The sequence below is a fragment of the Bacillus sp. NTK034 genome (assembly GCF_017303275.1).
Lineage (GTDB): Bacteria > Bacillota > Bacilli > Bacillales > Cytobacillaceae > Cytobacillus.
This window is the reverse complement of the sequence record NZ_JAFKOJ010000001.1, coordinates 997,022-1,023,580: the sequence shown is the minus strand read 5'-3', so window position 1 is coordinate 1,023,580 and position 26,559 is coordinate 997,022. Positions and strand designations below refer to the sequence as shown.

The window sequence follows — 26,559 nt, the reverse complement described above, 5'->3', positions numbered from 1 at the left end:
GGGGATATTACCAGAAAGTCAATTCAAAATTCAAAAAAAAATCTCCTCAAACTTTGGATGTGGGCAAAACTCTTGCTGATCCAAAATAAAAGGAGAATATGCAAATACAATTTATGAGTATTTGTCTAGGTACTTAAATTGTCATTATATTATTGCGGAAAGTTTCCGCCTAATCTCATACTGATTTCAGTCGCAACACCTTTGATTTTCTCTCCCATCTTCCCAATATCCTGATCCTTCAGCTGGGCAGTCATTCCAATAATCGCAATGGCCATTTCCACACTCTCCTCATTATTAAAAATGGGAGCTGAAACACCAACGATACCCTCAATGTACTCACCAAATGTAGTAGCATATCCATTTTTTCGTATAGCGGGCAGCTCTTCTTTTAATTCAATAATTTCTTCTTCACTTAGCTTACGCAGGCCATCATTCATTCGTAATAACTCATCTGATTCCTCTTCATCCATATAAGCTAATAAACACTTTCCATATGCCCCATCAACTACTGAAAAATGTCTTCCTACTGAAACGTTAATTCCAAATTCTTCACCTTCAACTTTAGCCAATATCGTGGAACGCTTTTTGCCAATTCTATTAACAAGAAACGTAGTAAGTCCAGTTTGCTCAGAGAGTTTTTCCAAATAAGGGAGAATAACTGAAATATCAAACAGATTTTCTTTTGCCCTTTCTCCAAGAACAACTAAATAAGGTCCCAGGCTATACCGTTTTGAGCCTTTATCATAACGAACAATTGAAAGCTCCTCTAATTTCTGCAGGATACGATAACATGTTGTCGGAGTTAAAGAAGTAGCTTTTGCAATTTCTGTTAAATTGCTTTTATTAAATTTTTTTCTGCTTAAAAGCGCCAGTATTTTGAAAGCGCTATCAACTGCTGGAACATTGTATTTTCTCTTTCCTTTACTTTCCGCTTCACTTAATTTATTTTCCATTGACTTTCCTCCTGACAAAGTTGTAGTGACTTAACAAATTTGGTAAATTTATAACAGAAGCAGCTATAAACTAAGCAAAGTTAATATATTTACTTCTAATAATTATTTTATATATAAAAAAGTTTTTCGTCAATTAAAAAATTGATTATTCTAAATATTGAAATATGCCTTCCCAAGAGTATCGCTTTGTAACTTACTTTAGTAACTGACCAATAGAAAGGATTAAATCCTATTTTTTTTTAATTGAAAGGTTATCTATAGAAAAAAGCCCCTGCAAAAGAGGGGCTTTAATAAGATATCTTTTGGCTAAAAAACGCACTCAGAATCTATTTACTATATACTTTAATTTTCACACTTTAATCTCAACACCCGCCATTCCCTCTATAAATTTCGCAATCGCAGTATGATCCATCTCCCCTCCGCCTTGAGACTTTGCATATTGCCATACTTGAAACACAGCGCTGGAAATAAATGCAGGCACCTCTGCTCCTTGAGCTATACCACTGGCAATGGCAAGATCCTTACACATTAAATCAATTGTAAAGCCCACATCAAATTTTCTTGATATTACTTGCTGAGGAAATTTGATTTCACTCGAGTGGCTCCTCCCGCTGCTTGTATTAATTACTTCCAGCATCTTTTCGGGATTAAGGCCAAGCTTGGTGCCAATGGCAAGGACTTCTGCAGTGGCGGCTAAAGTAGCAGCACAAAGCATATTGTTAAGAGCTTTTATTGTATGGCCTGCCCCTAATTCTCCAACATGTGTTACATTGGAGCCGATGTCATTTAATAGAGGATAGGCATCCAAGAAAACGTCCTCGTCTCCACCAACCATAATGGCCAGGGTTCCATCTTCGGCTTTCTTAACACCCCCGCTTACTGGGGCATCCAGCATATGGATATCATATTTCAGCAGCTCATTGCCAACTTCTTTTGTGATTTCCGGGACGGAACTAGTCATGTCAATTAAGGTGCTTCCTCCTGAAAATCCGGATAACAGCCCGTTAGGACCCAGAGTTACGTTTTTAACTATTTTGGCATTTGGCAGCACAGTAATAACATAGTCGTTGTTCCTTGCCAGCTCAGAGGGAAATTCATATGTAATTGCACCAAGTTCTGCAAAAGTTTGTAACAATCCCCGATCTAAATCATATACAGATAGTTTATACCCTTTTTTTATTAAATGACGGGCAATTCGTCCGCCCAAATTTCCTAAACCAATTAATCCAACGTTCATTTTCAGCACGCTCCCCGTATTAACGGAAGTAAATAAGTCACGCTCTGGGCAAAAAATAATCAGGAACGTCTTAACTGGATGTTAGTTTGTTGTTCATTGGTTGTTTACGAATTTCTCCAATATAGCCAGAGCCCGCTTTTCCTTCCTTTTTAAGCTATCAAGTATTTTATTTTGATTTTTTTCTTTTAAGCCATTCAGTATTTCGCTGTATTCCCTTATTGAATGTTCCATACTGGTAGGGTAGGAAAGAGAAATATATCTAAAAGGAATCAATTGACTATTAATTCTCATATATAAATCTTTTAAAACTGTGTTTCCAGAGAAGATAAAAAAATTCATTTGTAATTCTTCGAGCAGGTCAAAACATTGCTTAACCTTATTGCCTTCAAGTGTTTCCCCCATTTTAATAATTAGAACACTAATTTCTTCCAATTGTTCATCGGTACATGAATCATTCAGTTTGGTTAAGGCTATTTCTAATAACCTGTACACAACTTCATAAAGATCAAGAAGCTCTTTTTTGGTTCTTTTTTTTACAAAGACGCCTTTTCGGGGTACCCTCTCTACAATTCCGTCCTTCTCTAAAATGAATAATGCTTCACGGATTGGAGCTCTGCTGGTGCCAAATTCTTCAGTCAGTTCTAATTCCAATAACCTGTCACCCGGTTTAAGGACACCCTCAGAAATTTTTATAGCTATTTCTTCAGAAATTCGCTGTGATAATGTTGTATTTTCAAAGCTCATTGTTTTAGTTTCCTCACTTATAACAGTATGATTCTGGAAAGTTACTAACTATCCCATTTCTACGTAAATCATACCATCTTTAACCTGAACAGGGTAGGTCTTAACTTTTCTATTACTTATGCCAAAAAGTGCATCCCCTGTCTCCAAGCTAAACTCCCATCCATGCCATGGACATCTCAACACTTTTCCTTCAAGACCAAACTCAAACTCTGAAGGCTTACTTGGAAGCATAGTTCCGCATACTGCACCTTCACATATTGGTGCAAGTTTATGGGGGCAAACGTTTCTAACTGCATATACTTTTCCATCTTCATAAAAGACTCCGATAGAAGTTCCATTTAAATCAGTGATCAGTGCCTTTCCTTCCGGAATTTGGTTAAGATCCCCTATACAATATGCCATCCCTTATGTGACCTCCTTATTATTTGGTAACTCCTGCTTTATCTAAATTAAATAGTTCAGCAGCATTATCATAAAATATTTTCTGTTTTAATGTGTCGGGCATTGATGAAAAGGTGTTATCTGGAAAATCATTATCCCAATGCGGGTAATCAGTACTAAAAATTAATGTTTTCTCTGCATGCATCATTTCGAAAATCTGCATTAGATATTTTCCTTTTTCAGGCTCTTCTACCGGCTGGGAGGTAAAACGGACATGATCTAACAAGTATTTACTAGGTTCCTTTTCAAGCCATGGAACTTCCTTTCTGAAATTACGCCAGTTTTGATCCATTCTCCACATAATGGAAGGAACCCAGCTGTAACCAAATTCTGCGGCCAGGACTTTTAGTTTGGGGAAACGCACAAATACTCCTTCAAATACCATACTAACCAAATTTCCATATGCAATCTGAGGGAAATCTGTATGTCTTTCAATATAACTGGAAGGTACACCTCCAGCCATGGCAACACTTGTTGAAAAGCCGCCTTCTGTGCCTGTAGGATGAATAAGTATTGGTAATCCCAGCTCTTCTGCAGCTTCATAAATAGGAAAATAGTAGCTGTTCCCCATTAAAATATTGAATAAAGGCATAAAGACAGCAACCACTCCTTTTTCATGGCCAATTCGCCTAATTTCTTCTGCGGCTTTCAACGGATCGTGAACTGCTACACACATCGCCAATTTATACCGTGAGTCTACTGTCAGCCATTCATTTATAAAATAATCATTAAAGGCCCTGGCTAATGCTGTGGCTTCGATAGGATTGGGATAGACAACTATTTTCCCTGCCTGTACTGAAGTTAGAATTGCATGTTCAATATAGTACCGGTCCAGCAAAACTTCACTCATATAGATTGGATCAGATCCACCAGCACCTCCACCTGGGGGTTTTGCATCAAGTCTGATGGAGGTTGATTTTTCCAATGGCGGACGCAGCGGGTGATCAGGTAATGACAACCTGCCATCGAAAACTTTTTGCATAGATTTGCTTAAATAAGGCAGCAGGCCTTTAATATCCCCGTTAATCCAAGGATGTACATCAGCATCGATAATTTTTTTCCTATTGTTTGCTTCCATATAGTCCCCTCCAAAAAATAACAGGCTATAAAGTATATTGTCGACAATTTAATTTATTATTTGAACCTTACTCAATGTGGAGGATGAATAAGGCCAGGCAATAAATTTTCCCTGGTAATTAATTTTTATAAAGTTTACTTACTTCTATTATATATAGATTATAAAGTTTCATATATAGACTCAGTTATTACAATATGCTTCCAGTAGGTTTATTCCGATTTCATCACGGGCAAATGAATTAATTAGAGAAACAGTAGTCTGCTTCAATGGAATTCCATCAACTTCCCTTTTTTTCTTTAATTCAGCTTCTATTTCTCCCGGTAAGTATATTCTTTCATGCCCTTTTGCTTTAGGGGAGCCCCGTAAAGTACGGCTTAAATAGGCAACTCTACTCTGGAAGTTTTCACCATTTCCAAATCTGTTTATATTTATAGCACCAAAGACATGTCCACAGCCCCATGCAGCCTGTTCATGGTTCTGCAGTTCACTTTCAGCCGGCCCTTTAGAAATTCCTCCAACTTCAAAAGAAAATAGCGCTCCTGTTAATGCCGCAGATAAAATTTCGTTAATCACAGCTATTCCATAGCCTTTATAACCTCCAAATGGCAATACGGTTCCCTCGACTGCTTCACGCGGATCAGTTGTAGGTTCCCCATCTTTCGTAATTGCCCAGCCTTCAGGCAACGATTCATTTTCACGTGCCATCATTCTGATTCTTCCTCTGGCAGATACACTGCATGCCATATCAAGTACGATGGGGGGTTCGTCTCCAGCTGGTATAGCGTAAGAAAATGGATTATTGCTTAGTAGTGCCTCTTTTCCGCCCCATGGAGCCATAACCGCAGGACCGTTTGTCGTGCAAAATCCAATTTGATGATGGTGCAGTGCTTTCCTTGTATAATAGGCAGCAGGTCCGAAGTGGCTGCTGTTTTTAACTCCAACAATACCTATACCGTATTTTTCTGCCCGTTTGATCGCTGCATTCATTGCGATATCAGAAGCAAGAACTCCAAGGCTCCCTTGCCCATCAATCACTGTAATGGGTCCTTTGTCCATATCTTCATATTTAACTTCCTTCTGAAGATGCCCCTTTAAAAACCCTCGTGCCCACCGAGGCAAATTTTGCACCCCGTGGGAATGTACTCCTCTCAGATCAGCATCTATTAAAACCTCACTAACCAACCTTGAGTTTTCATTATTTAACCCGACTTTTATAAATGCGTCCTGTACAAATTTCTGCAGCCCTTCTGCACTTACAGTAATCATTGTTTTCCCCCTTTAACCGCTCATACTTTCATAGAATGATATTTATCATTAAATATTGGGATATCACTTTTTTCAAGTGTAATATCCATATGAAAAATTTCATAAGGCGTTTTGCCCTGAAGTAAAAGCTCCTTTATTTCTTTCTCTCTGTCAGCTCTTTTTTGGGCCTTCTTTAAAACTTCTTCTGCTTGTTCAACAGGTACAACAACCACTCCATCATCATCTGCGACTATGATGTCACCAGGGTTGACCAGAACTCCTCCACAAACTGCCGGTACGTTTATTCCACCGATTTTCTCAACACTGCTGGTTTTTGAGTAAATAGATTTAGCCCACACTGGGAATTGGTTTTCAACTATTGCCTTGACGTCCCTTACGGCTCCATCTGCAATAACACCGGCTATTTTCCTTCCAATTCCGGAAAGTGTTGCCATTTCTCCCCAAATAGCATTAGATGAATGATTGCCCATAAACCCAGTAACTAAAATATCTCCTGGCTGAGTAAGGGATAAGCCAAGATGCATAGAGAGATTATCCCCTGGTGTATTAATAGCTGTAACAGCTGATCCGGCGATAACCTTCCCATTGCAGATAGGCCTAATGGAAGGGTCCATTAGTGTCTCCTGATCCATTGCCTCGTAAACTGTTGATACACCCAGATCTTTAAATTGTTCAATTACTTTTGGATTTGCTCGTTCTATTTGAGAGTATATTTTACCGAAGTAGGACATTGACATTTTACCTCCTAATTTTCAACCTGCTATTTGCTTATTGCATGCTCATTTTTCCGCGAAGCAATGGCACCCTTCCAGTGTATAAGGCACATAATTACAAATATGCCTATACCAAAAATATCTGTTATGTGACCAGGGATGAGCAATAATATCGCCGCCGCAAACGCAAATATTCTTTCTGCTATGTTAGCCTTGTTTATTAAAATCCCCATTGTAGCCACTGCTAATATCACAACGCCTGCAAGGGCTGTAGAGACACTTAAAATAATGTCGATTGGTTCTCCTTTCATTAATAGAACCGGGTCAAGAACAAACATAAACGGAATAATAAAAGCAGTTAAACCAATTTTTAAGCTGTACATTGCTGTTTTCATCCAATCTCCTTGAGATATTCCGCAAGCAACGTATATCGCTGCACATACTGGTGGGGTAATGGCAGATAATACAGCAAAATAAAGTAAAAACATATGTGCTGCTATACCTTCAATACCCAGATTTATTAATGCAGAACCAACAACAGATGCAGATAGCACATAGGCAGCCGGAGTAGGAGCACCCATTCCCAGTATGATCGTAATGACCATTGCCAGAACTAAAGCCAAAAAGAGATTTCCCTGGCTAAATGACATTGTCACTAAGGAAAACTTTACTCCCAAACCGCTGGTGTTAATCGTAGTCACAAGAGTCTGTGCTGCCGCTATCAGCATTACAATAGTCACCATGCTCTTAGCTCCGCCGTCCAATCCAGATATAATCCTTTTAATTGTTGCTATAAATTCCTTTTTCGATCTTACATTGCAGATAAAATACAAAACAATTGTGCCGATATACATCGAATATCCAGCTTTTCCTGCCGTGTATCCTGAAAATAACAATGCGACTAATAATATTAATGGAACGAATAAAGGAATAAATGTTCTCCAATTGATTGCCTGCTTCCAAGTAGGAATCTCTTCATCGGAAAGACCAGTTAATTTATTCGCCCGTGCATAAAAATAGATTGATATCATAATAGACACAAAAAACAATAAAGCTGGTATCAATGCTGCAATCATTATATCCACGTAATTGAGAGCCAGTAGTTCAGCCATAAGAAAAGCACTGGCACCCATAACAGGAGGCATAATTTGTCCGCCGGATGAGGCGACAGATTCAACAGCACCAGCAAAGTTTTTATCGTAGCCAAGCCTTTTCATGAGAGGTATGGTGAAATTTCCAGTTGTTGCTACATTAGCAACAGTACTTCCATTAACAGAGCCGAATAACGCACTTGTTACTGTAGCAAGTTGCGCAGCTCCCCCTCGCCACTTACCAGTTAACTTTGAACCTAAATCAAAAATAGCATTCCCTAATCCCAAGCTAAGAATTAAAGATCCATATAAGACGAAAATCACTAAGATATTTGTAGAAATAGACATTAATTGTCCCCAAATCCCTTGCGTTCCCAATAAATAGGTTTGCATCAGTCTCTCATAGCCTATCCCAGCATGTCTCCATATTCCAGGAAAATAGGGTCCCAGGACGGCATATGCGATCCCGCAAATCACTAAAAAGGGAATAAACCAGCCTAGTACTCTTCTAGCACCCTCAAGAACAATAATTAACAAAATCGTTGCCATTATAATATCTGTTGTGTTATAAACTCCATGCTGTTCAATTATTCTTGGATAAATGGAAATAACATAAATAGTAACCATACATGCTAATAGGATTAACAAAATATCTAATCTCAAAAGCCACTTATTGTTTTTTAACTTATTAGAACCTGAAAAAATGAGGAAACAGATGATAATCGCACCAATTAAATGGATAGAACGCTGAATAATGCCTGGCAAAGTCCCAAATCCCATTGTATAGATATGGAAAAGAGCCCATATTAGTCCTGCTAATCCGATAAAAATAAGATAATTTTTTGATAAATTACGGCTATTCTTTTTTATCTCTGATTCATCTTCAGTAAATAAATCACCTAGTTGGTTTACTAACTTTGACATAATAAACCTCCTTTCATAGTGACTCCCCTTGTAAAAATTCTCTTTTCTACAAGGGAAGAAGGAACCATTTAGATTAATTGTTAACCTCTTTATATTCTGGCGGAATTAACTCTTCGGGAACTTCATATCCATTTTCCTTAAGAAATTGAACAGTTCCTGAGTGGAGAGGAATGGCAGATTCAAGGGTAAGCTCTGGTATGTCCACATCGGCTGCTGCTGAGAAAGAATTCAACCAGATTTTCTTCCCTTCTTCTGACCACATAGCTTCCCACATTTTATACCCCGTCTCTTGTGAAACGGAGCTATCCAGAAGGATACTCATCGTAAATTGCACTGTTTGAACATCCTCATTCACTCCTTCATAAGAGCCTGCTGGAATGGTACTTGTTCCGATATAAGGGAGTTTTTCAGTAATGTTTTCGATCTGCGCATCTGTTAAACCAAGAAGCTTAATTTTTTGTTCTGCTGCCGTTTTTTGAACATAAGAATCGGGAGGAGTTCCAGTCTTTGTCAAACCTACAATTCTTCGGTCAGCAAAAGCAGCTTGTGCATCTGACATACTTCCAGCATAAGATTTAGGTTGAATACCAAGAGTTTCAAATACAGCGGTTGTTACTTTTTCAGTTGAGGTTCCTGATCCACCAAAAGAAAAGTCTTTTCCATTTAGATCTTCAAAACTATTCACGTTTGCTGATTCTGAGACAATTAAGTTAAATGGTGATGGTACAAAATACCATAATGCCCTAATACTATTATTTTTAATATCCTTAAAATCTCCTTCACCAAAATAAGTCTGGTAGTCACTTGGAGAAGTACCCAAAGCCATCTTTCCCTCACCTTTACTCAATCGCTGCATATTATCACTTGAACCGCCAGTTTCAACTACTGATACCTGAATTTCCGGGTTTAATGTACCAATTGCGTTCGCTATACCTACATTGTAGCCATAATAGGAAGAAGAACTATCTGTTGCAAATAAGCTGATAATTTCTCCTTTTCCTTTGCCCTCTTCTCCATTAACATCTGCGGAACAAGCAGCTAGTAACGCCATAAGAAAAATAACTAACAAACCTTTAAAAAAATTCATAATATTTTCTCTCTCCTTGATCAATTTTCTTTAAATAAACTTAAAAAATTTTTCACACTCCTTCCTCTTAAACAGAAAAAGATGCCCTCCTTTCATGAAAGTCTTTCTCTTGTAAGCTGTAAAACAATTAATCGGCAAATATAAAGCGTTTACATTCTCTCGAAATACAAAAAATTGAAAGGAATCTCAATAATGTTAAATAAAATATTGTCGACAATATTTTATTTAAAACTGATATTATCATATATTTTAAATATTGTAAATATTACAAATATATTTATCTTTTTTATAATCAATAAGTTGTGATTTAGACAACTTTAAAAACAAAAAAGACCGAATAAAATCTATTCGATCTCTGCGCTTAACTTTTTTTATCTCTATTGTACGTATATCCCATACCTCTGGCATTTCCTTGTCAATGTTGATGCGTCAACCCCTAGTTTTTTGGCTGCCTCTCTTAAACTTGAACTTTGTTTCAGCATATCTTCAATTATGTCCCTCTCAAGGATTTGCATCTTTTCTTTTAATGTATTAGCATCTTTACTAACTTTATCTGCAGCAATGTTGGCAGGAAGATCCTTAACTTGAATCGTGCTTTCATCTGTCATGATAAAAATCCGTTCAATCACATTTTCCAGTTCCCGGATATTACCTGGCCACTGATAACTTTCGAGTATTTTTATTACGTCTGGAGAAATTGTTTTGAGTGTTCCATACCTGGAGGATAGTTTATCAGTTGTTTTTATTATTAAAGGGATAATATCTTCCTTTCTTTCTCTCAATGGAGGTAAAGTAATTGGCAGAACGTTTATACGGTAAAATAAATCCTCCCTGAACTCTCCCTTTTCCATCATTTCTTTTAATGGCCGGTTCGTGGCACAAATAAGGCGGAAACTCACCTTCTTGGGTTTTGTGCTTCCAAGTCTTGTTACCTCGAAGTCCTGAATAACCCTTAATAACTTTACTTGAAGCTTTAATGGAAGTTCTCCTACTTCATCCAAAAACAAACTTCCGTTTTCTGCTATCTCAATCAATCCGGGCTTTCCTTTTTCATTTGCGCCTGTAAAAGCCCCTTTTACATAGCCAAAAAGTTCAGATTCCAATAAATCACCGGGAATGGCCCCGCAGTTCACTTTAATAAAAGGACTGTCACCGCCATGACTTGTCTCATGTATAAGCCTGGCTAAAACTTCTTTGCCTGTACCAGATTCCCCTAATAATAATACTGGAGAATCCGCTTTGGATATTTTCGGAACTAAATTGAGGAGTTGTTTCATTTGCGGGCTATTTGCAACTATTTTTACACTTTTTAAATGTTCTTTATATAAACTAAGCTCCCTCAAATATCTTTCAGACCTTTCCTCAGCATCATTTAATTGATTTTCCAGCTGAGTTAATTCAGATAAATCTCTTGCAGTTATGACTATTCTAAAAAGTTTACCTTCTTTATATACAGGAGTCCCTGTAACGAGTACGTTTTTGCCGCTCCGGAACTTCTGTATCAAAGAAACCACCTTTTTTTCTCTCTTAACAATAACTCCAACAGCTTTGGAAATTGTTCCGTTTTCCTCAAGTTCAATGCTTGTCCTGCCAATTAACTCTACTTCTGTTAAACCTGTAATTCTTGTATAGGCAGAATTTAACCTGACACATTTCAGGTCTGCATTGCAAATATAGATTCCTTCCTGACATGCATGGATTGCTGCTTCAAGCTCAAGACAATCTTCATAATGATTATGATGCTTAATCTGTTCAGTTTCAACCATCACTTCATATAGCTCCTTTCTATTGCAAAACAGCAATATCCGTTGCAAAATCGCAACATAAACCGATCAAGATTAAATTCAGAGTTATGTAAATAAATTTTATTTTCTGTCAAATATTAATACCTTCATTATATCAAAGAGGAAATATAAAGTCAGCGATATATTTTGGCACGGCTCTTGCATTATCAAATATGACAGCGCTTTCGGAGGGATTTGATGATTAAGATTAATAGCTTGAAAGTATTAAGCGATCAAGAAATACAAAAGTCATCTTCACAATTAAAGGGAAAAAAACTTGAGAAAGAAGGAACATATTTTTTTCCCGTCCTATTCTCAGTTTGGAACATTGGATATAAGAGTTTTTTTCGGAAGGATCGAAAAAGCCGGTCAATCACTGGGGCAGATCTAGTTAGAGGCAGCACAGGGCTTTCTGACCATTTCCCTGTTTATGGGGAATTTGAGGCAGATGAAACAGCAATAATTCCGCCTTCCCATTCAATAACTGAGCAGCAGAAAGTAAGCAGGGAGTTCATTAGGACTTACTATATTCATTATAAAAGAATTTGGACACCGCCTGTCATCGAATTGTCTAAAGAAGAAGTTATTCATATGCCTTATACCATCTTGATTGATTCAAACGGGAAAACTGAAAGGACAAAATTTTTTCTGCTGGAGCATTCCTCCAATAATCTGGACCTTCTTTCCAACTACCCTCATATTAAAGAATGTTGCTTAGGTGTTTTGAAGGGAGGTGACAATCTATGATTCTGTTTTGGTACCTTGGATTAGTATTGGCTTCCTGGATTATTATGGGATTCATATTATTTAAAACAGACTTAATCAATGATGACTAATTAGATTCTTGGAGGTGTATGAAATGGTCAATAATGCAACAATTATGTATTCCTGGATTTTTATGGGCCTTTTTCTAATTGCAATGATTTATATGGGCTGGCTGGGCATGAAGAAAACAAAAAACTCCGACGATTTTGCAACAGCTCGCTCCTCATATGGCTTTATTACACTGGGTTTGGCTATTACTGCAACAATTGCTAGCGGCTCAACCTTCATGGGTATGCCGGGATTAGCCTATAGCATGGGTGCTCCAAGTCTTTGGTACCCTATTTTATATCCTATTGCAACTGTGTTCGGTATGCTCCTGATCGCATCCTATGTAAAAAAGTTCGGAGATAAATTTGGCACCAGGACCATTCCTGAATTTATGGGAGAACGTTTTAATAGTGATTTTTTGAGAATAGTATTAGCTCTTGTTTCAGTTTTGTTAATTTTCTACGTAGTCTCCCAATTTGTTGCTGCTGCAACTATGTTCCAAACCATGTTGGGGCTTGATTATAACTTAGGGCTGTTTTTAACAGGCATTGTGTTAGCAGCATATGTGTTTATGGGAGGGTCGCACTCAGATATAATGACTGATGCAGTGCAGGGCTTTTTAATGCTTGTAATCGCCGTTGTCGTTATAGTGACTTTCCTTACTGGAGGCGGGGTCGAAGGCGGTTTTTCAGGCATGATGGACCTAATTAAGGAAAGAAGACCAGAAGGCTCCTTAGATGTATTATTTAAGCCCGGCGATATTACTTATGGCAGTGCATGGCTTGTGTTCCTGTTATTTGTGGCACATATCCCATTCAGCATCCTTCCGCACATCGGAAATAAATTCATGGCCATTAAATCAGGGAAAGAACTTAAAAGACTAATTATGTTCTGCACAATTGTGGCAACTACTTTGCCGGCTATGACACTAGGAGGTTTGCTCGGTATTGCCTTAATTGACCCCGGTGCCAATATTGCAGCTGACCAGGTAATCCCTGTTCTGTTCAACGAACTGTTTCCTCCAATCATTGCCGGACTTTTTGCAGTAGCTGTTCTTTCAGCCATTATGTCAACCTCTGATGGACTAATTGTTTCTCTGACTCAAATTCTGGCTAACGACATCTACCGTAAAACAATCGTGCCCAGAAAAGGAATTGACCCGGAGAAAGCAGAGAAAGTAGAAATGATAATCAGCCGTTATGGGACATTTGTTGTATTAGGAGTTGCTATTTTGATGGCATGGAACCCTCCTCAATCACTTTCAGTCTTCCTTTGGATAGGCATTGGAGGAATTGTTTCAGCGACAGCAGGACCATTATGTGTGGGAACTTTATGGAAAAGATCAACAAAGACAGCTGCCATTTCATCGATGCTTGCGGGTTCCATATCTTATTGGGTTATCTACCTGCCAATCGGCTTCGGCTTTACTAATCCGTTTGGTGCAGCAGGTATCTCCGTGTTAATTGGCATGGCAACTATGTATATAGTTACTTTAGCAACTGCAAAACCTAGTGAGAAAGAAATTGAAAGAGTATTCGGGAGCAATGATATCTCGGCATAAATATTAAGATGATAGGAGAGTGTTAAAAATGTCAGAAAAAACAGCCGTAAAAACTGGCAAAGTAGCCGTAATGACCGAACCTTTGAATCTCAAATACCAGGAATACAGCATCCCTTCTCCACAGCCAGGTTCACTTGTAGTTAAGGTAACCAGGACAAATGTTTGCGGATCTGAATTGCACATTTGGAGAGGGCATCATCCCAGTATTAAACGGGGAGTTCTTGGACATGAAATGATTGGAACTATTCATGAGCTTGGAGAAGGGGTAACAAAGGATTACGCTGGTAATCCCGTAAATGTCGGGGATCGGATTGTTTCAACATATTTCCTCACATGCCGTAAATGCAGCCCTTGCCAGGAAGGCAGGTTTCACCTTTGTGAAAATGCCTATGAGTTCTGGACAAAACAGCCGGAAATTGAACCTCATTTTCATGGTTCATTTGCTACTCACTATTATATTCACGAAAATCAATACTTTTATAAAGTACCAGAAAATGTATCAGATGTTGCTGCAGCAAGTGCCAACTGTGCCCTTTCCCAGGTATACTTTGGCATTGAAGAGGCTGAGCTTCGATATAATCAGACCATTGTAATTCAGGGTGCTGGCGGATTAGGCTTATACGCTTCTGCAATCGCAAAAGAAAAAGGTGCAAAAGTGATTGTTATAGATAGCATTAAGAACAGGCTTGAGCAAGCGAAAAAGTTTGGTGCAGACCATGTTATAGACATGAATGAGTATTCCACTCTTGAGTCCAGGGAGAATGCCATTCTCCAGCTTACTAACGGCAAGGGAGCAGACATAGGCATGGAGCTCGCCGGTGTGCCGGCTGCGTTTGCTGAAGGTATACATTTAATTCGCCCAGGCGGAAAATATGTTACAATCGGAAACGTTTCCATTGGCAAATTTGTTGAATTTGATCCAGGCTTATTAACAAGAAAATCTATTAAAATACTGCCGATAGTTAGGTATAATCCATGGTACTTAAGAAAATCACTTGAATTCTTATCTGCGTCAATTGAAAAATACCCATTTGATCAAATGCTTGATGCCGAGTTTACGCTTGATCAAATACAGGAAGCCTTAGATAAATCCTCAGCACGCGAAGTTACTCGGGCTTCTATTATAGTAGACTAATTGAAAGGGTTGATTATTTTGAGCACTAAAGTTGCAGATCTTAATAAGTTGTATATAAATGGAAAGTGGGTTCAGGCCGAATCAGGGAAAAGCTTTGATGTTATCAATCCGGCTACCGGAGAAATTGTCAGCCCAGTTCCAAAGGGCGGAGAAAAAGAAGCGAAACTTGCTGTTGATGCCGCTCATGAAGCATTAAAAAGCTGGTCCCAGACAACCTCTTATGAAAGAAGCTCCTTGCTTAAAAAGTGGCATGATCTTCTTATTGAAAATAAAGAAGAAGTTGCAAGAGTCTTAGTGGAAGAGCAAGGGAAGCCTTTGTCCGAGGCCCTGGGTGAAGTGGGATATGCAGCCAGTTTCATTTCCTGGTATGCAGAAGAAGCAAAAAGAATTTACGGTGAGACAGTACCCGCTTCTTTTCATGATAAGAGAATCCTATTGATTAAACAGCCAGTTGGTGTTGTAGCAGCAATAACACCATGGAACTTTCCGGCAGCCATGATTACCAGAAAGGTGGCTCCTGCCCTGGCTGCTGGCTGTACAGCCGTAATCAAACCAGCAGAATTAACTCCTTTGACAGCCATAAAACTAGCTGAACTTGCAGAAAAGGCAGGCATCCCAAAAGGCGTTATCAATGTTATCACCGGGGATGCCCAACAAATCGGGCAAACTTGGCTTCAGGATGAGCGTGTTGCCAAGATTACATTTACCGGATCAACAGAAGTAGGCAAGCTTCTGATGCGTGGGGCTGCAGAAACTGTTAAGAAGGTTTCACTTGAACTTGGAGGTCATGCACCTGTCATCGTTTTTGGCGATGCAGATTTGGATAAAGCGGTCAGCGGAGTAATCGGATCAAAATTTAGAAACTGCGGCCAAACTTGTGTATGTGCAAATCGAATTTATGTCGAAAAATCAATTCTTCCTAAATTTACAGCTAAGCTTAAAGAGGAAGTGGCGAAAATTAAAGTAGGTTTGGGCTATGAACCAGATGCGGAAATTGGACCTTTAATTAATGAAGCAGCCTATACGAAAGTAAAGAAGCATATCGATGATGCAGTTGAAAAAGGTGCAGTTATCGAGCATGGAGGGAACAGGATTAAGGAATATAGCAATGGCTATTTCTTTGAACCTACCATCTTGAGCGGGGTTCATGAGGAGATGGTGATTATGCAGGAGGAAACCTTCGGCCCAGTTGCCCCGATCATTGAATTTACGAGTATAGAGGAAGTAATTGAAAAGGCAAATAGCTCCCGTTATGGCCTTGCTGCCTATGCCTTTACCGAAAACTTAAAGACAGCGATTACAGCATATGAGAAATTGGAATTTGGCATAGTCGGAATTAATGATGGGGTCCCTTCTACTGCACAGGCACCATTTGGAGGATTAAAGGAAAGCGGGCTGGGCCGAGAAGGCGGACACCATGGTCTTGATGAATTTTTGGAAGTAAAATATGTTTCAATAAAGCTATAAAAGAAATCCCAAAGCTATGATGGCTTTGGGATTTCTTTTAGTGAATGCTATAAATGCGGTATTAATTGGAGTTTGATAGTTCGATAAGATTTCCATCCGGATCTCTAATATAGACTGAAGTAATTGCTCCAAGAGCCCCCGTTCTTTCAACTGGCCCTTCTTCTATTGCAATATTGCAACACTCTAAATGTTTTATCACTTCATTCATACCAGTTTTTGTAATGAAGCATAAATCTCCTGATCCAGCTGCTGGATTAAGGGCTTTGGGCTCATATTCATTCCCTTTTTGGTGAAGATTTATTTTCTGGATTCCAAACCTCAAGGCTTTTCTGCCTTCACCAAATGTTATTATCTCCATTCCCAATACTTTATTATAATAGTCACAAGTCTTTTCAATACTTTGTACCGTCAGCACTAAATGGTCCAATCTTTCTATTTTCATTCAAATCCCCTCCTTAATTATAAAAAATGCCTTTAATAACTAAAAAAACAAAACCCCGGACAAACACTTCAGAGGTTTTGTTTTATCAGCAATCTTCCTGCTGCATTTTACTGATCTGCCTGCTGCTTAAATTGCTCTTTCCCCACTTGATACCAGTCTGTTCCTTCGCTATCAATAATTACGACTGCCGGGAAGTTCTCTACAGTCAGTTTATAAATCGCTTCAGGTCCTAAATCCTCATAAGCAATTACTTCCATTGATTTAATAGATCTGGCGATCAATGCTCCAGAACCGCCAATTGCTGCAAAATAGACCGCTTTATTTTTCTTCATTGAATCGATTACTTCCTGGCTCCTGTAGCCTTTTCCGATCATCCCTTTTAAGCCCCGATCCAGCAGTGAGGGTGTATATTTATCCATTCTTCCGCTTGTAGTCGGCCCGGCTGATCCAATAATCTGTCCTGGCTTTGCTGGGGTTGGTCCAACATAATAAATGGTTTGGCCTTTAATTTTGAAAGGAAGGTCTTCCCCTTTTTGGAGGGCTTCTGACATTCTTTTATGAGCTGCATCTCTCGCTGTAAATATCGTTCCGCTGATCAAGACACGGTCACCAGCTTTTAAACTGATCAATACTTGTTCATCTATTGGGCTGCTAACTATATTAGCACACAAATGAATTCCTCCTACAATCTGACTTCTTTATGTCTGCTTGCATGGCAGTTTAAATTAACAGCTACAGGCAATGCAGCAATGTGGCAAGGCTCTATCTCAATTTTCACATCAAGTGCAGTTGTATTTCCTCCCATGCCCTGTGGCCCAATACCCAGTTTATTGATTTCTTCCATTAACTCGTTTTCTAATTGGGCAAGCTCTGGGCGTTCGCTTCGGTGGCCAATTGGTCTGAACAGTGATTTCTTCGCTAAATAGGCACATCTTTCAAAATTGCCTCCAATTCCAACTCCCACCACAAGAGGAGGACAGGCATTTGGCCCTGCCATTGCAACCGTATCAAGGATATACTTCTTAATGCCTTCAAGACCATCTGATGGCTTGAGCATTTTTAGACTGCTCATGTTTTCACTTCCGCCCCCTTTTGCAGACATATGGATGACGATTTGATCCCCAGGTACAAGTTCAATGTGGATTATGGAAGGAGTGTTATAGCCCTTGCTTTTTTCCCGGGTAATAGGGTGATCCACGATTGAATGTCTCAAATACCCTTCTTCATAACCTTTTTTAACGCCTTCATTTATAGCATTATAAATGCTGCCTCCAGCAATATGGCAGTCCTGTCCAACCTCAACGATAAATACTGATACTCCAGTGTCCTGGCACATTGGAACCCGTTCGCTTTTTGCAATATCAGCATTTAAGATTAGCTGTTCCAGTATGTCTTTGCCGGTTTCAGAAGATTCATTTTTTAATGCTGATTGAAAAGCTTCCACTACGTCCTGCCCTAAATCAAAATTTGCTTCCTGACACATTTTCGAAACTCGTTCAACAATTTCCTCATAAGTAATTGTTCTCATACGATCTTCTCCTTTTTCATCTTTAAGGCATCTCAACTTTGGAAGATAACGGAGTAAATTGCAGGCTAGTTTTGTGTATTCTGTTTTTGCCCTGCCACTCCTTCTTTTCTTCTTTAACATCCTGAATTTTATGTGCTCCGCGGCTTTCTTTCCTTGCAGCTGCGGAGATTGCTGATGCCCATGCGGATCGTACTTTATCACAAATCTGGAGAGCCTGAATACTATTTTCATTCTCCAAATTTAACGCGATTAAATTTAATTCATCTGCAGCTTCCTTCAAAGAAAGGGAGGTTCTTTCAATCCCCACCTTCTGCCACATAACGTCTTTTACTTTTTTGATCATTTCAGATTCCCCAATTATTGGAGAGTTATCTATTAATTCTTCTGTTCCTGAGGCCATAATGCCGGCAATGCTCTCCATCGATTTTTCCTGTACAGCCATCTTTCCCGCACGGTATCCAAAAACCAGTGATTCAGTTAAAGAGCCCCCGCCTAAACGATTCGCCCCATGTAGTCCGCCCGTCACTTCTCCGCAAGCGTATAGACCTGGAATGTTTGTTCTTCCCCATTCATCAGTCTGGATTCCACCCATACAATAATGCTGTACAGGACTCATAACCCATTCTCCCTCATGCCCTTTTTGATACAGACGATACAGATATGGACTGTCAAGCTGAAGAACATTCCCCGCCACCGCAGAAAAATCCAGAAGTACTTTATTTTCCTTAAACATCGCATAACTGAGTTTATCTCTTGTTTCAAGCTCTTTTTTAGGATACTTTTCCATAAACCGTTCCCCTCTTTCGTTTACAAGAAAAGCTCCTTTCGCAAAAATTTTTGTCATGATATCAATATTTCCCGGATGCTGCAAACGGTATGGATAAAATTGCACAAACTCCATATCAACAAGAATAGCGCCATGTCTCCATGCCATGCCAATTCCTTCACCCGATACATCCCTTGGATTATCCGAAGATTGATAGAGTCCTCCAAAACCCCCGGTTGCCAATATAACAGCCGGTGAATAAATAATATAAAACTTCTTGTCTTTTTGGAACAGCGCACCTTTTACTTCATTATTATCTTTTATTAAATCAACAACTGCAGATTGTTCATGAAAATCAATACCTATTTCTATTGCATAATCACGCATCGGCTTTGTAATATTTTTTCCAAGTCCTGTTCCGGCATAAACTCTTCTTGGATGAGAATGGCCAGGAGTATTAACCACCTTTTCCCTTTCTAAATGAATTCCAAATTTGCTTTCTAATTCATTGACTCTGACAGTACACTCTTCAGCTAAAATTCTAGCTAATCTTTTATCTGATAAATGCCTGCCTCCTTCTAATAGATCCTTTAAGAACATATCAGGTGAATCTCCTGGAGAAAAAATGGCGGAATGCACACTATCTGAAATAACAGATGAACCCCCAAGCCCTGCTTTTCCTTTTGTAACCAGAACCACTGACGCACCCTCTTCTTTAGCAGAAATGGCAGCAGCCAAAGCAGCCTCTCCCCCGCCAATTACCAATACGTCATATTGTTTATATTGAATTGCCCTCATCTCTTTAACCAGCCCCATAATGCAAATTTATTTGCATCTTTATTTAGTTCAGCAATGGCAGTTGTTAATGGGATTTCCTTAGGGCAAACCTGAACACAGTTCTGGGAGTTTCCGCAGTTAGCTAACCCTTCCTCCCCAATCATTACTGATAATCTATCATTCTTCTGCTGTGCTCCAGTAGGGTGCATATTAAAATATTTAGTCTGCCCTAATACCTGCGGGCCAATAAATGGTGAACTGCTATTAACATTTGGGCATGCATCCAGGCAGCATCCGCATGTCATACAGGTTGAATACTTATAAGCTTCTTGCTGAACATCTGAGGAAATTAGAGGACCAGCCCCCAATGCATAGGTTCCATCTATAGGGATCCAGCCTTTTATTTTTTTGAGAGCACTAAACATGCGGTCTCTGTTTACAACCAGATCCTTTTCTACAGGAAATGTTTCCATTGGCTCTAATTGGATTGGCTGTTCCAGCCGATCCACCAAGGTAGAGCACGCCTGGCGAACTTTTCCATTTATTCTCATGCTGCAAGCTCCGCAGACTTCCTCCAGACAGTTATATTCCCAAGCTACTGATCTTACTTTTTCTCCCTTTGCGTTAACCGGATTTTTCTGTATCTCCATTAAGGCAGATATTACATTCATATTCTTCCGGAAAGGTATGTTAAATTCCTCCCAGTAAAAGGGAGAATCAGAAGAGTCTTTTCGCTTTATTTTAAGCTTGATATCTACTGCAGCACCCATCTTTTCACCTTCTTTTCCTTATACTTTTGATTCCTCTTCTTTTTGTCCTGATGTTACAATGTCATATCTCCTTGGCCTTGGAGCAATATATTTAAGATCAACTGGTTCATAAGAAAGGCTTGGACCAAACGGGGTATATGTAGCAATAGTAGTTTTTAGCCAATTTTCATCATCCCTATTTGGGAACTCAGGTTTATAGTGAGCACCCCTGCTCTCATTCCGGTTAAGAGCGCCAAGCGTAATGACTCTGGCAAGCTCAAGCATATTTTTAAGCTGACGGACAAACGGTACGGTTCTGTTATGCCACCTTGATGCATCATCAATTCCAATGTTTCTGAAACGCGTTTGAAGTTCCTGGAGTTTCTCATCTGTTTTTTGAAGGCGGTCATTATATCTGACAACGGTCACATTATCCACCATCCAGTCACTCATCTCGACGTGCAGCTGATATGGATTTTCATGCCCGTTCATTTTGCAGATTTTTTCAACTTCTTCTTCTTGCTTTTTCTTTTCCTTTTCAAAAATGAATGGTGCAAGGTCTTCACAAGATTTTTCAAGGCTATTTATATAGCTGACAGCATTAGGGCCTGCCACCATCCCGCCATATATAGCAGAAACTAAGGAATTAGCTCCAAGACGGTTTCCGCCGTGAAATTGGTAATCACATTCTCCGCATGCAAAAAGGCCGGGTATATTTGTCATCTGATCATAATCAACCCAGAGGCCGCCCATTGAGTAATGCATAGCTGGGAATATTTTCATCGGGAGTTTTCTTGGATCATCGCCCACAAATTTTTCGTAGATATCAAGTATTCCGCCAAGCTTTTTCTGCAGTAATTCTGCAGGCAGGTGGGAAAGATCAAGGTAAACCATATTTTCTCCGTTGATGCCAAGCTTGAGGTCAACGCATACATGGAAGATTTCCCTTGTTGCAATATCTCTTGGCACGAGATTTCCGTAAGCAGGATACTTCTCCTCGAGAAAATACCATGGTTTACCCTCTTTATAGACCCATACTCTTCCACCCTCACCGCGGGCTGACTCTGACATCAGCCGAAGTTTGTCATCCCCTGGAATTGCAGTTGGATGAATCTGAATAAATTCGCCATTTGCATATCTCGCACCTTGCTGGTATGCAATGCTATGTGCACTTCCTGTATTGATGATCGAATTTGTACTTTTTCTAAAGATGTTGCCTATGCCGCCTGATGCTAAAATGACTGCATCTGATTTAAATGTCTGAATTGCCATCGATTTTAAATTCTGAGCAGAAATGCCTCTGCATCTTCCTTCATCATCTTTAATAAGCGATACTAATTCCCAGTATTCAAATTTTTCAACAAGACCCTCAGCTTCATATTTGCGAACTTGTTCATCCAGCGCATAAAGAATTTGCTGACCTGTTGTCGATCCAGCAAAAGCCGTCCTGGAATATTTAGCACCTCCTAGCCTTCTAAAATCAATATGGCCTTCTTCTGTACGGTTAAATTGCACACCAATTCTAGCCAATAAATAAATAATGTCCGGTGCAGCTTCGCACATTGCTTTTACAGGAGGCTGATTGGCTAAAAAGTCACCGCCATAAATCGTATCATCAAAGTGCTCCCATACAGAGTCCCCTTCTCCCTTTGTATTTACAGCCCCATTGATGCCACCTTGCGCACACACCGAGTGGGAACGGCGAACCGGGACAAGAGAAAACAATTTCACTTTCTTTTTGGCTTCTGCTATTTTAATAGTGGCCATCAATCCTGCCAGGCCGCCGCCAATCACAATAATTTCCTGGTTTTTCATAATATCCCCCTTTCCGTCTGAAAGCATAAAACTTACTATCCTAGGTGACGTTAACTAACAAATGAAATTAGACTTCCCAATCCCAAGACAGTTAAAATAATAAACAATCCAAAGCACAGATTTCTGACCGTTTTTTGGGATGAAGGACCAATTGTTAACCCCCAAGTTATGAGAGCAGTGGAAATTCCATTTGTAAAATGATAGGTTGTGCTTAATACACCTGCCATATAAAAAATCATCATAACAGGGTTTGCCAAATGTTCCCCAACCACCTGATGATTAACCTCATTTCCACTGATTACAGGACTAATTCTAAGTGACCAGACATGATAGATAACAAAAATAAAGGTAATAATTCCTGTAACCCTTTGGAGAAGAAAACTTATATTTCGCTTGTATTTATATACATGTGCATTCGGTTTGGAAATGAAAGATAGATAGATTCCGTAGATAGCGTGAAATAATAGGGGAATGGCTATTAATCCAATTTCAAGCAAGAGCAAAAATGGGAGATTGAGCATAAATTGAATATGTTCGTCATATTTCTCGCTTCCTAGGATAGCCAATGCATTCCCCATTAAGTGCTGTATTAAAAAAAGGCCTAGCGGGATAAGCCCCGCTAGTGAATGCAGTCTTGTAAGAACAAATCTTCTTGAATTTGAAAGAGGCGCTACTGTATTTGTTTGCACGACTCTTCCCCCGCTTCCATCATTTCAGCTGCGCTAATTTCTTCTAATTGTAAAATTGCCTGAAGCTTTTCTTCAGCGTTCCATACTTTGTCTAAAGTCATAGTTATAAATTTTTGAATCAGTTCTTCCTTATCCGCAGGTTTTTCCGGATCACCCTTTGGATAATCTGTTCCTTCACTGAATGTTCTGCCATCCTTCATTTTAATGACTACCTTTGCCCCCCATTTTTCAGGATAAGCATTTTCGTAATAGGGATCGGCTTCAACACTGACTTTTTCCATCAGATTTCTTAACTCTGGTGATTGTAAAATTTCATTATTATAATCGATTAATGAGGCAGAACCCTTCGTTGCAATTATAGCCGCGCAAAACTGGCTGCTAAATTTAGAAGCATACACTGTATCAGGGTTTGGGTTATCTGTTATATTCAGGACAGTTTGATAGGTTTTAATTGAGATGCTCTGTATTTGCTGATGGGTGAGGGCGTTTTCCTTCATGATGTTTAATATACAATCCATCGCTGGATGTGTGTGGCGGCAGGAGGCATGGATTTTAAAACTATTTTCTATAATTTTAAATTCTTTGCCAAGATTCCTTGTAATTTTATCTGCATCATATTTCTCTGACATGGCATTAAAAAAGCCCCTTCTGCCTTCCAGAATTTTGGATGCTGAAGTGAAATCTTTTTTTGCAAGCAAGGCAGCAAGTGCGCCATTATAAGCTGCTTTTGCAGTATGCAGCTGTTTTGTGTTAGCTCCATCCTCAATAAACTCCCATAAACCGGCTGCTTGTGTGCCAGCATTTCCGAGAGCATACATAATTTGCCCGACATTTAAGTTAAGAAGCTTAGCTGCTGCTGCAGCAGAACCAAAAGTCCCGCAGGTTGCTGTGTTATGCCAGTAATAATAATGGGAAGGAGAAACAGCCTCTCCAATTCTGTAGCAAATTTCATAACCCACAGCTACGGCAGTAATAAGGTCTTTTCCGCTTAATCCATATGCTTCAGCAACAGCTGCAGCTGCTGGAATGACCACCGTGCCTGCATGGATAATGGATGATTTATGAATATCATCCAGCTCTACAATATGGCTGGCAGCTGCGTTGACTAAGCAGGCATTGCCAATCGAAGACTTTCCCCCGGTAATAAGCGTTGCTTGTTCATTCCCGCCCCATTCTTGAGTCAATTCCAATATGGATAGAATCGGTTTTTCATCTTTTCCCGCAAGTGCTGAGCCATACCAATCCAAAATACATAGTTTGGTATACTCAACAACTTCATCAGGCAAATCTTCAAATCTAACATTACTCGCATATTCAGCTAACATTCGGGTTAATGTCATTTTACCTCACCTACTTTTGCACCTAATACCGCTTGTAAAACGCTAATGATATCATCATACTTCTCCACAACATGTGCACCTGAATCTTTAAGCGCTTTCATCTTTAATGAGGGACGTCCTGAGTTTCCGGAAATCATTGCACCGGCATGGCCAAAAACTGTCCCTTCCGGCATGGATTCTGTAAACTTCCCGGCAACAAAAGATATTAACGGCTTTGTAAAACCGCCTTCCTTTAATAATTGGGCAGCGTCCTCTTCAAATGAGGTTCCAGGCTCTGAAAAAGTAACAACAGCTTCTGTTTCATCGTCTTTTTCAAACAGAACAAGAAGGTCTTTAATAGTGGTTCCGATCAAACTATCTCCGCCAATTCCTATACTTGTTGTAACACCATACCCGGCCCTCTTAACCATCCAGGAGGTTTCAGCAGTCATCCCACCGCTTCTTGAAATCACTCCGACATTTCCAGGAACGAAACATCGTTCAGGCCGATCTCCACCTATTGATCCCATCTTTATGCGGTCCTTTGGATTGATCATGCCAACCGTATTAGGACCGATGATCGTAACATTTTGTTTTCGCGCAGCGTATAGCAATTTTACTGCATCATGCTGAGGTATATTTTCTGTTGTAACAACAATCAGCTTAATTCCACTTGAAATTGCTTCGAGAACAGCATCCAATGCAAACGCAGGAGGCACAACAATCAGAGATGCATTTATATCATGCTTTTTAACAGCTTCTGCAACCGTGTCGTAAACTGGTACTCCTTGTACATGCTGTCCTCCTTTACCTGGTGTAATGCCTGCAAAAATATTAGTACCATAGGCAAGAGTATGGCTGACAATCATAGAAGCTTCCCGGCCTGTAATTCCTTGTACAGCTAATCGAGTGTTTTGATTGATTAGAATTGACATTTAGGATACCCCTCTCATCTTTTTAACCATTTCTGCTGCTGCTTCTTCAATTGTTAAATCTTCTCCGAAATAAGTAATACCTGCTTCAAGAAAAATTCTTTTTCCCTCTTCGTCATTAACTCCTGCTTCCCTCACAACTATGGGAAACTCTGCAGGGTCTACGCCTAATTCTTCAATGGCCTTTACAATTCCCCGGGCAAAGACATCGATTTGTGTATTATTGGTTATGTTGTGTGCCACAAACAGGCCCTTTACTCCTTCCTTGGAGAGAATTCCTTTTGTTAATCCCGTTACTTTTTCTTCTGGCGGATTACCTCCCGTTTCTGTGTAATTTGCAGGAGAGGCTCCTAAATTAATAAGGGCGTCAAAACTTAATAAGCTTCCTCCTCCGCCTCCGCACATAAAACCAATTTCACCGCCATCCATTTCAGTATAGCGTGCTGTTCCGCGATAATCTGCGTCATTAACTTTTACCATATCCTTCTCAAGCTGGGTTAAAGGCCTCCAGGAACGTTCACTGCCTGATTCCACCTTGCCTTCAAGTTCCGGGTGGCGATATAGCGCTGAATCATCCATACCCATTACCGAAGCCGCTGCCATTACTTCTTCGTCCCTTGTAAGTACCAACGGGTTAATTTCCAATATATAACAGTCATACCTAAGAAAGATATTATATAATTTGCATAGGATTGCTGCAGCTTTTACTAAAGGCTTGCCCGTAACTCCGAGTCTGCTCCAAATTTCCTTTGACTGGTATGGCTGAAGCTCGGCAAAAGGTTCAACATGATAAATTACAACTTTCTCAGGAGAATCTTTAACAAGATCTTCTACTTCAACTCCACCTTCTGTGGTAGCAATAACTACCGGAACCTGTTTTTGAGGGTCAATTGTAATAGAAACATACCATTCTTCATCAATATCAATCTTTTCTTCCAACAAGACCTTATCTACAGGAAAATTTCTAACTGTCATACCGAAAATATCATCTGCTTTGCTCCTTGCCTCTTCAACAGTGTCTGCAAACTTGATTGCCCCGGCTTTTCCTCTTTTTCCTACGGGAACCAAAGCTTTTAAAACACATGGTTTTGATAAATGATGTTCAGTTATTTCTTCACTACCTGAAATAACTGCATGGCCTGGCACAGGGACACCATGTTCTTTTAGAATAGTTTTACTAACATCCTCCAGCATTCTGCCCATTTTTCATTTCTCCTTTTTGGATATTGGATCCAATTTATAAAGAAA

General features: G+C 39.5%; 24 protein-coding genes. 4 read left to right on the top strand and 20 right to left on the bottom strand.

The features are described from left to right. Positions 1-149: 149 nt before the first annotated feature. From JI665_RS05105 to JI665_RS05060, 10 genes are all read right to left on the bottom strand, one after another. Entirely contained in the window at positions 150-953 is an 804-nt protein-coding gene (locus JI665_RS05105; RefSeq protein ID WP_206837104.1) for an IclR family transcriptional regulator, read from the bottom strand. Between the two features lie 349 nt (positions 954-1,302). After that, a complete protein-coding gene (locus tag JI665_RS05100) occupies positions 1,303-2,190 on the bottom strand; it encodes an NAD(P)-dependent oxidoreductase (RefSeq protein ID WP_206837101.1) in 888 nt (295 codons plus the stop codon). 93 nt (positions 2,191-2,283) lie between these two features. Next, complete coding sequence (locus JI665_RS05095; RefSeq protein WP_206837098.1) at positions 2,284-2,934, bottom strand: GntR family transcriptional regulator; 651 nt, start codon at positions 2,932-2,934, stop codon at positions 2,284-2,286. Between the two features lie 48 nt (positions 2,935-2,982). Next, on the bottom strand, positions 2,983-3,336 hold the full coding sequence (locus JI665_RS05090; RefSeq protein WP_206837096.1) for a Rieske (2Fe-2S) protein: 354 nt from the start codon (positions 3,334-3,336) through the stop codon (positions 2,983-2,985). A gap of 19 nt (positions 3,337-3,355) precedes the next feature. Beyond that, positions 3,356-4,453 carry an amidohydrolase family protein gene (locus JI665_RS05085; protein ID WP_206837092.1) on the bottom strand — a complete coding sequence of 366 codons (1,098 nt, stop codon included), beginning with the start codon at positions 4,451-4,453 and terminating at the stop codon, positions 3,356-3,358. A 180-nt stretch (positions 4,454-4,633) separates the two neighbouring features. Then, positions 4,634-5,719 carry an Ldh family oxidoreductase gene (locus JI665_RS05080; protein ID WP_206837089.1) on the bottom strand — a complete coding sequence of 362 codons (1,086 nt, stop codon included), beginning with the start codon at positions 5,717-5,719 and terminating at the stop codon, positions 4,634-4,636. Positions 5,720-5,739: 20 nt separating this feature from the next. Continuing rightward, on the bottom strand, positions 5,740-6,456 hold the full coding sequence (locus JI665_RS05075; RefSeq protein WP_206837087.1) for a 4-carboxy-4-hydroxy-2-oxoadipate aldolase/oxaloacetate decarboxylase: 717 nt from the start codon (positions 6,454-6,456) through the stop codon (positions 5,740-5,742). A 23-nt stretch (positions 6,457-6,479) separates the two neighbouring features. Further along, on the bottom strand, positions 6,480-8,447 hold the full coding sequence (locus JI665_RS05070) for a TRAP transporter permease (protein ID WP_206837084.1): 1,968 nt from the start codon (positions 8,445-8,447) through the stop codon (positions 6,480-6,482). Positions 8,448-8,520: 73 nt separating this feature from the next. Continuing rightward, a complete protein-coding gene (locus JI665_RS05065; RefSeq protein ID WP_206837081.1) occupies positions 8,521-9,534 on the bottom strand; it encodes a TAXI family TRAP transporter solute-binding subunit in 1,014 nt (337 codons plus the stop codon). Between the two features lie 377 nt (positions 9,535-9,911). Further along, positions 9,912-11,300, bottom strand: coding sequence for a sigma-54 interaction domain-containing protein (locus JI665_RS05060; protein ID WP_244671109.1), 1,389 nt, complete (start codon positions 11,298-11,300; stop codon positions 9,912-9,914). A gap of 216 nt (positions 11,301-11,516) precedes the next feature. Between JI665_RS05060 and JI665_RS05055 the strand changes: the two genes are divergently transcribed. The 4 genes from JI665_RS05055 to JI665_RS05040 all read left to right on the top strand — a co-directional run bounded on the left by JI665_RS05055 (position 11,517) and on the right by JI665_RS05040 (position 16,294). Further along, the gene (locus JI665_RS05055; RefSeq protein WP_206837075.1) at positions 11,517-12,065 is read left to right on the top strand and encodes a hypothetical protein; all 549 of its coding nucleotides are present in this window, start codon (positions 11,517-11,519) and stop codon (positions 12,063-12,065) included. A 112-nt stretch (positions 12,066-12,177) separates the two neighbouring features. Continuing rightward, the gene (locus JI665_RS05050; RefSeq protein WP_206837072.1) at positions 12,178-13,692 is read left to right on the top strand and encodes a sodium:solute symporter family protein; all 1,515 of its coding nucleotides are present in this window, start codon (positions 12,178-12,180) and stop codon (positions 13,690-13,692) included. 28 nt (positions 13,693-13,720) lie between these two features. Beyond that, entirely contained in the window at positions 13,721-14,827 is a 1,107-nt protein-coding gene (locus JI665_RS05045; RefSeq protein ID WP_206837070.1) for a zinc-binding dehydrogenase, read from the top strand. Between the two features lie 18 nt (positions 14,828-14,845). Beyond that, positions 14,846-16,294, top strand: a complete 1,449-nt coding sequence (locus JI665_RS05040; RefSeq protein WP_280516061.1) for an NAD-dependent succinate-semialdehyde dehydrogenase — start codon at positions 14,846-14,848, stop codon at positions 16,292-16,294. A gap of 61 nt (positions 16,295-16,355) precedes the next feature. Here the strand turns inward: JI665_RS05040 and JI665_RS05035 are convergent, their stop codons facing one another. The 10 genes from JI665_RS05035 to JI665_RS04990 all read right to left on the bottom strand — a co-directional run bounded on the left by JI665_RS05035 (position 16,356) and on the right by JI665_RS04990 (position 26,514). Next, on the bottom strand, positions 16,356-16,736 hold the full coding sequence (locus JI665_RS05035; protein WP_206837066.1) for a VOC family protein: 381 nt from the start codon (positions 16,734-16,736) through the stop codon (positions 16,356-16,358). A gap of 107 nt (positions 16,737-16,843) precedes the next feature. Next, a complete protein-coding gene (locus JI665_RS05030) occupies positions 16,844-17,407 on the bottom strand; it encodes a Fe-S-containing hydro-lyase (protein WP_206837064.1) in 564 nt (187 codons plus the stop codon). A gap of 11 nt (positions 17,408-17,418) precedes the next feature. Next, complete coding sequence (locus tag JI665_RS05025; protein WP_206837061.1) at positions 17,419-18,264, bottom strand: fumarate hydratase; 846 nt, start codon at positions 18,262-18,264, stop codon at positions 17,419-17,421. 22 nt (positions 18,265-18,286) lie between these two features. Then, the gene (locus tag JI665_RS05020) at positions 18,287-19,828 is read right to left on the bottom strand and encodes an FAD-dependent oxidoreductase (protein WP_206837058.1); all 1,542 of its coding nucleotides are present in this window, start codon (positions 19,826-19,828) and stop codon (positions 18,287-18,289) included. Beyond that, positions 19,825-20,577: a succinate dehydrogenase iron-sulfur subunit gene (gene sdhB / locus JI665_RS05015; protein ID WP_206837055.1), complete on the bottom strand. Its 753-nt coding sequence runs from the start codon at positions 20,575-20,577 to the stop codon at positions 19,825-19,827. Before sdhB ends, JI665_RS05020 begins: the two co-directional genes overlap by 4 nt. An 18-nt stretch (positions 20,578-20,595) precedes the next feature. After that, complete coding sequence (sdhA, locus tag JI665_RS05010; RefSeq protein ID WP_206837052.1) at positions 20,596-22,371, bottom strand: succinate dehydrogenase flavoprotein subunit; 1,776 nt, start codon at positions 22,369-22,371, stop codon at positions 20,596-20,598. 50 nt (positions 22,372-22,421) lie between these two features. Next, positions 22,422-23,060, bottom strand: a complete 639-nt coding sequence (locus JI665_RS05005; protein ID WP_206837049.1) for a succinate dehydrogenase — start codon at positions 23,058-23,060, stop codon at positions 22,422-22,424. Continuing rightward, on the bottom strand, positions 23,042-24,400 hold the full coding sequence (locus JI665_RS05000) for an MmgE/PrpD family protein (protein WP_206837046.1): 1,359 nt from the start codon (positions 24,398-24,400) through the stop codon (positions 23,042-23,044). Before JI665_RS05000 ends, JI665_RS05005 begins: the two co-directional genes overlap by 19 nt. Then, the gene (locus JI665_RS04995) at positions 24,397-25,314 is read right to left on the bottom strand and encodes a succinate--CoA ligase subunit alpha (RefSeq protein WP_206837043.1); all 918 of its coding nucleotides are present in this window, start codon (positions 25,312-25,314) and stop codon (positions 24,397-24,399) included. Before JI665_RS04995 ends, JI665_RS05000 begins: the two co-directional genes overlap by 4 nt. Next, on the bottom strand, positions 25,315-26,514 hold the full coding sequence (locus tag JI665_RS04990) for an ATP-grasp domain-containing protein (RefSeq protein ID WP_206837040.1): 1,200 nt from the start codon (positions 26,512-26,514) through the stop codon (positions 25,315-25,317). Positions 26,515-26,559 lie beyond the last annotated feature (45 nt).

What these genes read in the sequence shown, in the direction of transcription:
- JI665_RS05085 (WP_206837092.1), bottom strand. Translation starts at nt 4,453, where the DNA reads ATGGAAGCAAACAATAGGAAAAAAATTATCGATGCTGATGTACATCCT.
- JI665_RS05025 (WP_206837061.1), bottom strand. Translation starts at nt 18,264, where the DNA reads ATGAGAACAATTACTTATGAGGAAATTGTTGAACGAGTTTCGAAAATG.
- sdhA (WP_206837052.1), bottom strand. Translation starts at nt 22,371, where the DNA reads ATGAAAAACCAGGAAATTATTGTGATTGGCGGCGGCCTGGCAGGATTG.
- JI665_RS05050 (WP_206837072.1), top strand. Translation starts at nt 12,178, where the DNA reads ATGGTCAATAATGCAACAATTATGTATTCCTGGATTTTTATGGGCCTT.
- sdhB (WP_206837055.1), bottom strand. Translation starts at nt 20,577, where the DNA reads ATGGGTGCTGCAGTAGATATCAAGCTTAAAATAAAGCGAAAAGACTCT.
- JI665_RS05060 (WP_244671109.1), bottom strand. Translation starts at nt 11,300, where the DNA reads ATGGTTGAAACTGAACAGATTAAGCATCATAATCATTATGAAGATTGT.
- JI665_RS05070 (WP_206837084.1), bottom strand. Translation starts at nt 8,447, where the DNA reads ATGTCAAAGTTAGTAAACCAACTAGGTGATTTATTTACTGAAGATGAA.
- JI665_RS05090 (WP_206837096.1), bottom strand. Translation starts at nt 3,336, where the DNA reads ATGGCATATTGTATAGGGGATCTTAACCAAATTCCGGAAGGAAAGGCA.
- JI665_RS05045 (WP_206837070.1), top strand. Translation starts at nt 13,721, where the DNA reads ATGTCAGAAAAAACAGCCGTAAAAACTGGCAAAGTAGCCGTAATGACC.
- JI665_RS04990 (WP_206837040.1), bottom strand. Translation starts at nt 26,514, where the DNA reads ATGGGCAGAATGCTGGAGGATGTTAGTAAAACTATTCTAAAAGAACAT.
- JI665_RS05020 (WP_206837058.1), bottom strand. Translation starts at nt 19,828, where the DNA reads ATGAGGGCAATTCAATATAAACAATATGACGTATTGGTAATTGGCGGG.
- JI665_RS05100 (WP_206837101.1), bottom strand. Translation starts at nt 2,190, where the DNA reads ATGAACGTTGGATTAATTGGTTTAGGAAATTTGGGCGGACGAATTGCC.
- JI665_RS05000 (WP_206837046.1), bottom strand. Translation starts at nt 24,400, where the DNA reads ATGACATTAACCCGAATGTTAGCTGAATATGCGAGTAATGTTAGATTT.
- JI665_RS04995 (WP_206837043.1), bottom strand. Translation starts at nt 25,314, where the DNA reads ATGTCAATTCTAATCAATCAAAACACTCGATTAGCTGTACAAGGAATT.
- JI665_RS05055 (WP_206837075.1), top strand. Translation starts at nt 11,517, where the DNA reads ATGATTAAGATTAATAGCTTGAAAGTATTAAGCGATCAAGAAATACAA.
- JI665_RS05080 (WP_206837089.1), bottom strand. Translation starts at nt 5,719, where the DNA reads ATGATTACTGTAAGTGCAGAAGGGCTGCAGAAATTTGTACAGGACGCA.
- JI665_RS05105 (WP_206837104.1), bottom strand. Translation starts at nt 953, where the DNA reads ATGGAAAATAAATTAAGTGAAGCGGAAAGTAAAGGAAAGAGAAAATAC.
- JI665_RS05065 (WP_206837081.1), bottom strand. Translation starts at nt 9,534, where the DNA reads ATGAATTTTTTTAAAGGTTTGTTAGTTATTTTTCTTATGGCGTTACTA.
- JI665_RS05035 (WP_206837066.1), bottom strand. Translation starts at nt 16,736, where the DNA reads ATGAAAATAGAAAGATTGGACCATTTAGTGCTGACGGTACAAAGTATT.
- JI665_RS05075 (WP_206837087.1), bottom strand. Translation starts at nt 6,456, where the DNA reads ATGTCAATGTCCTACTTCGGTAAAATATACTCTCAAATAGAACGAGCA.
- JI665_RS05095 (WP_206837098.1), bottom strand. Translation starts at nt 2,934, where the DNA reads ATGAGCTTTGAAAATACAACATTATCACAGCGAATTTCTGAAGAAATA.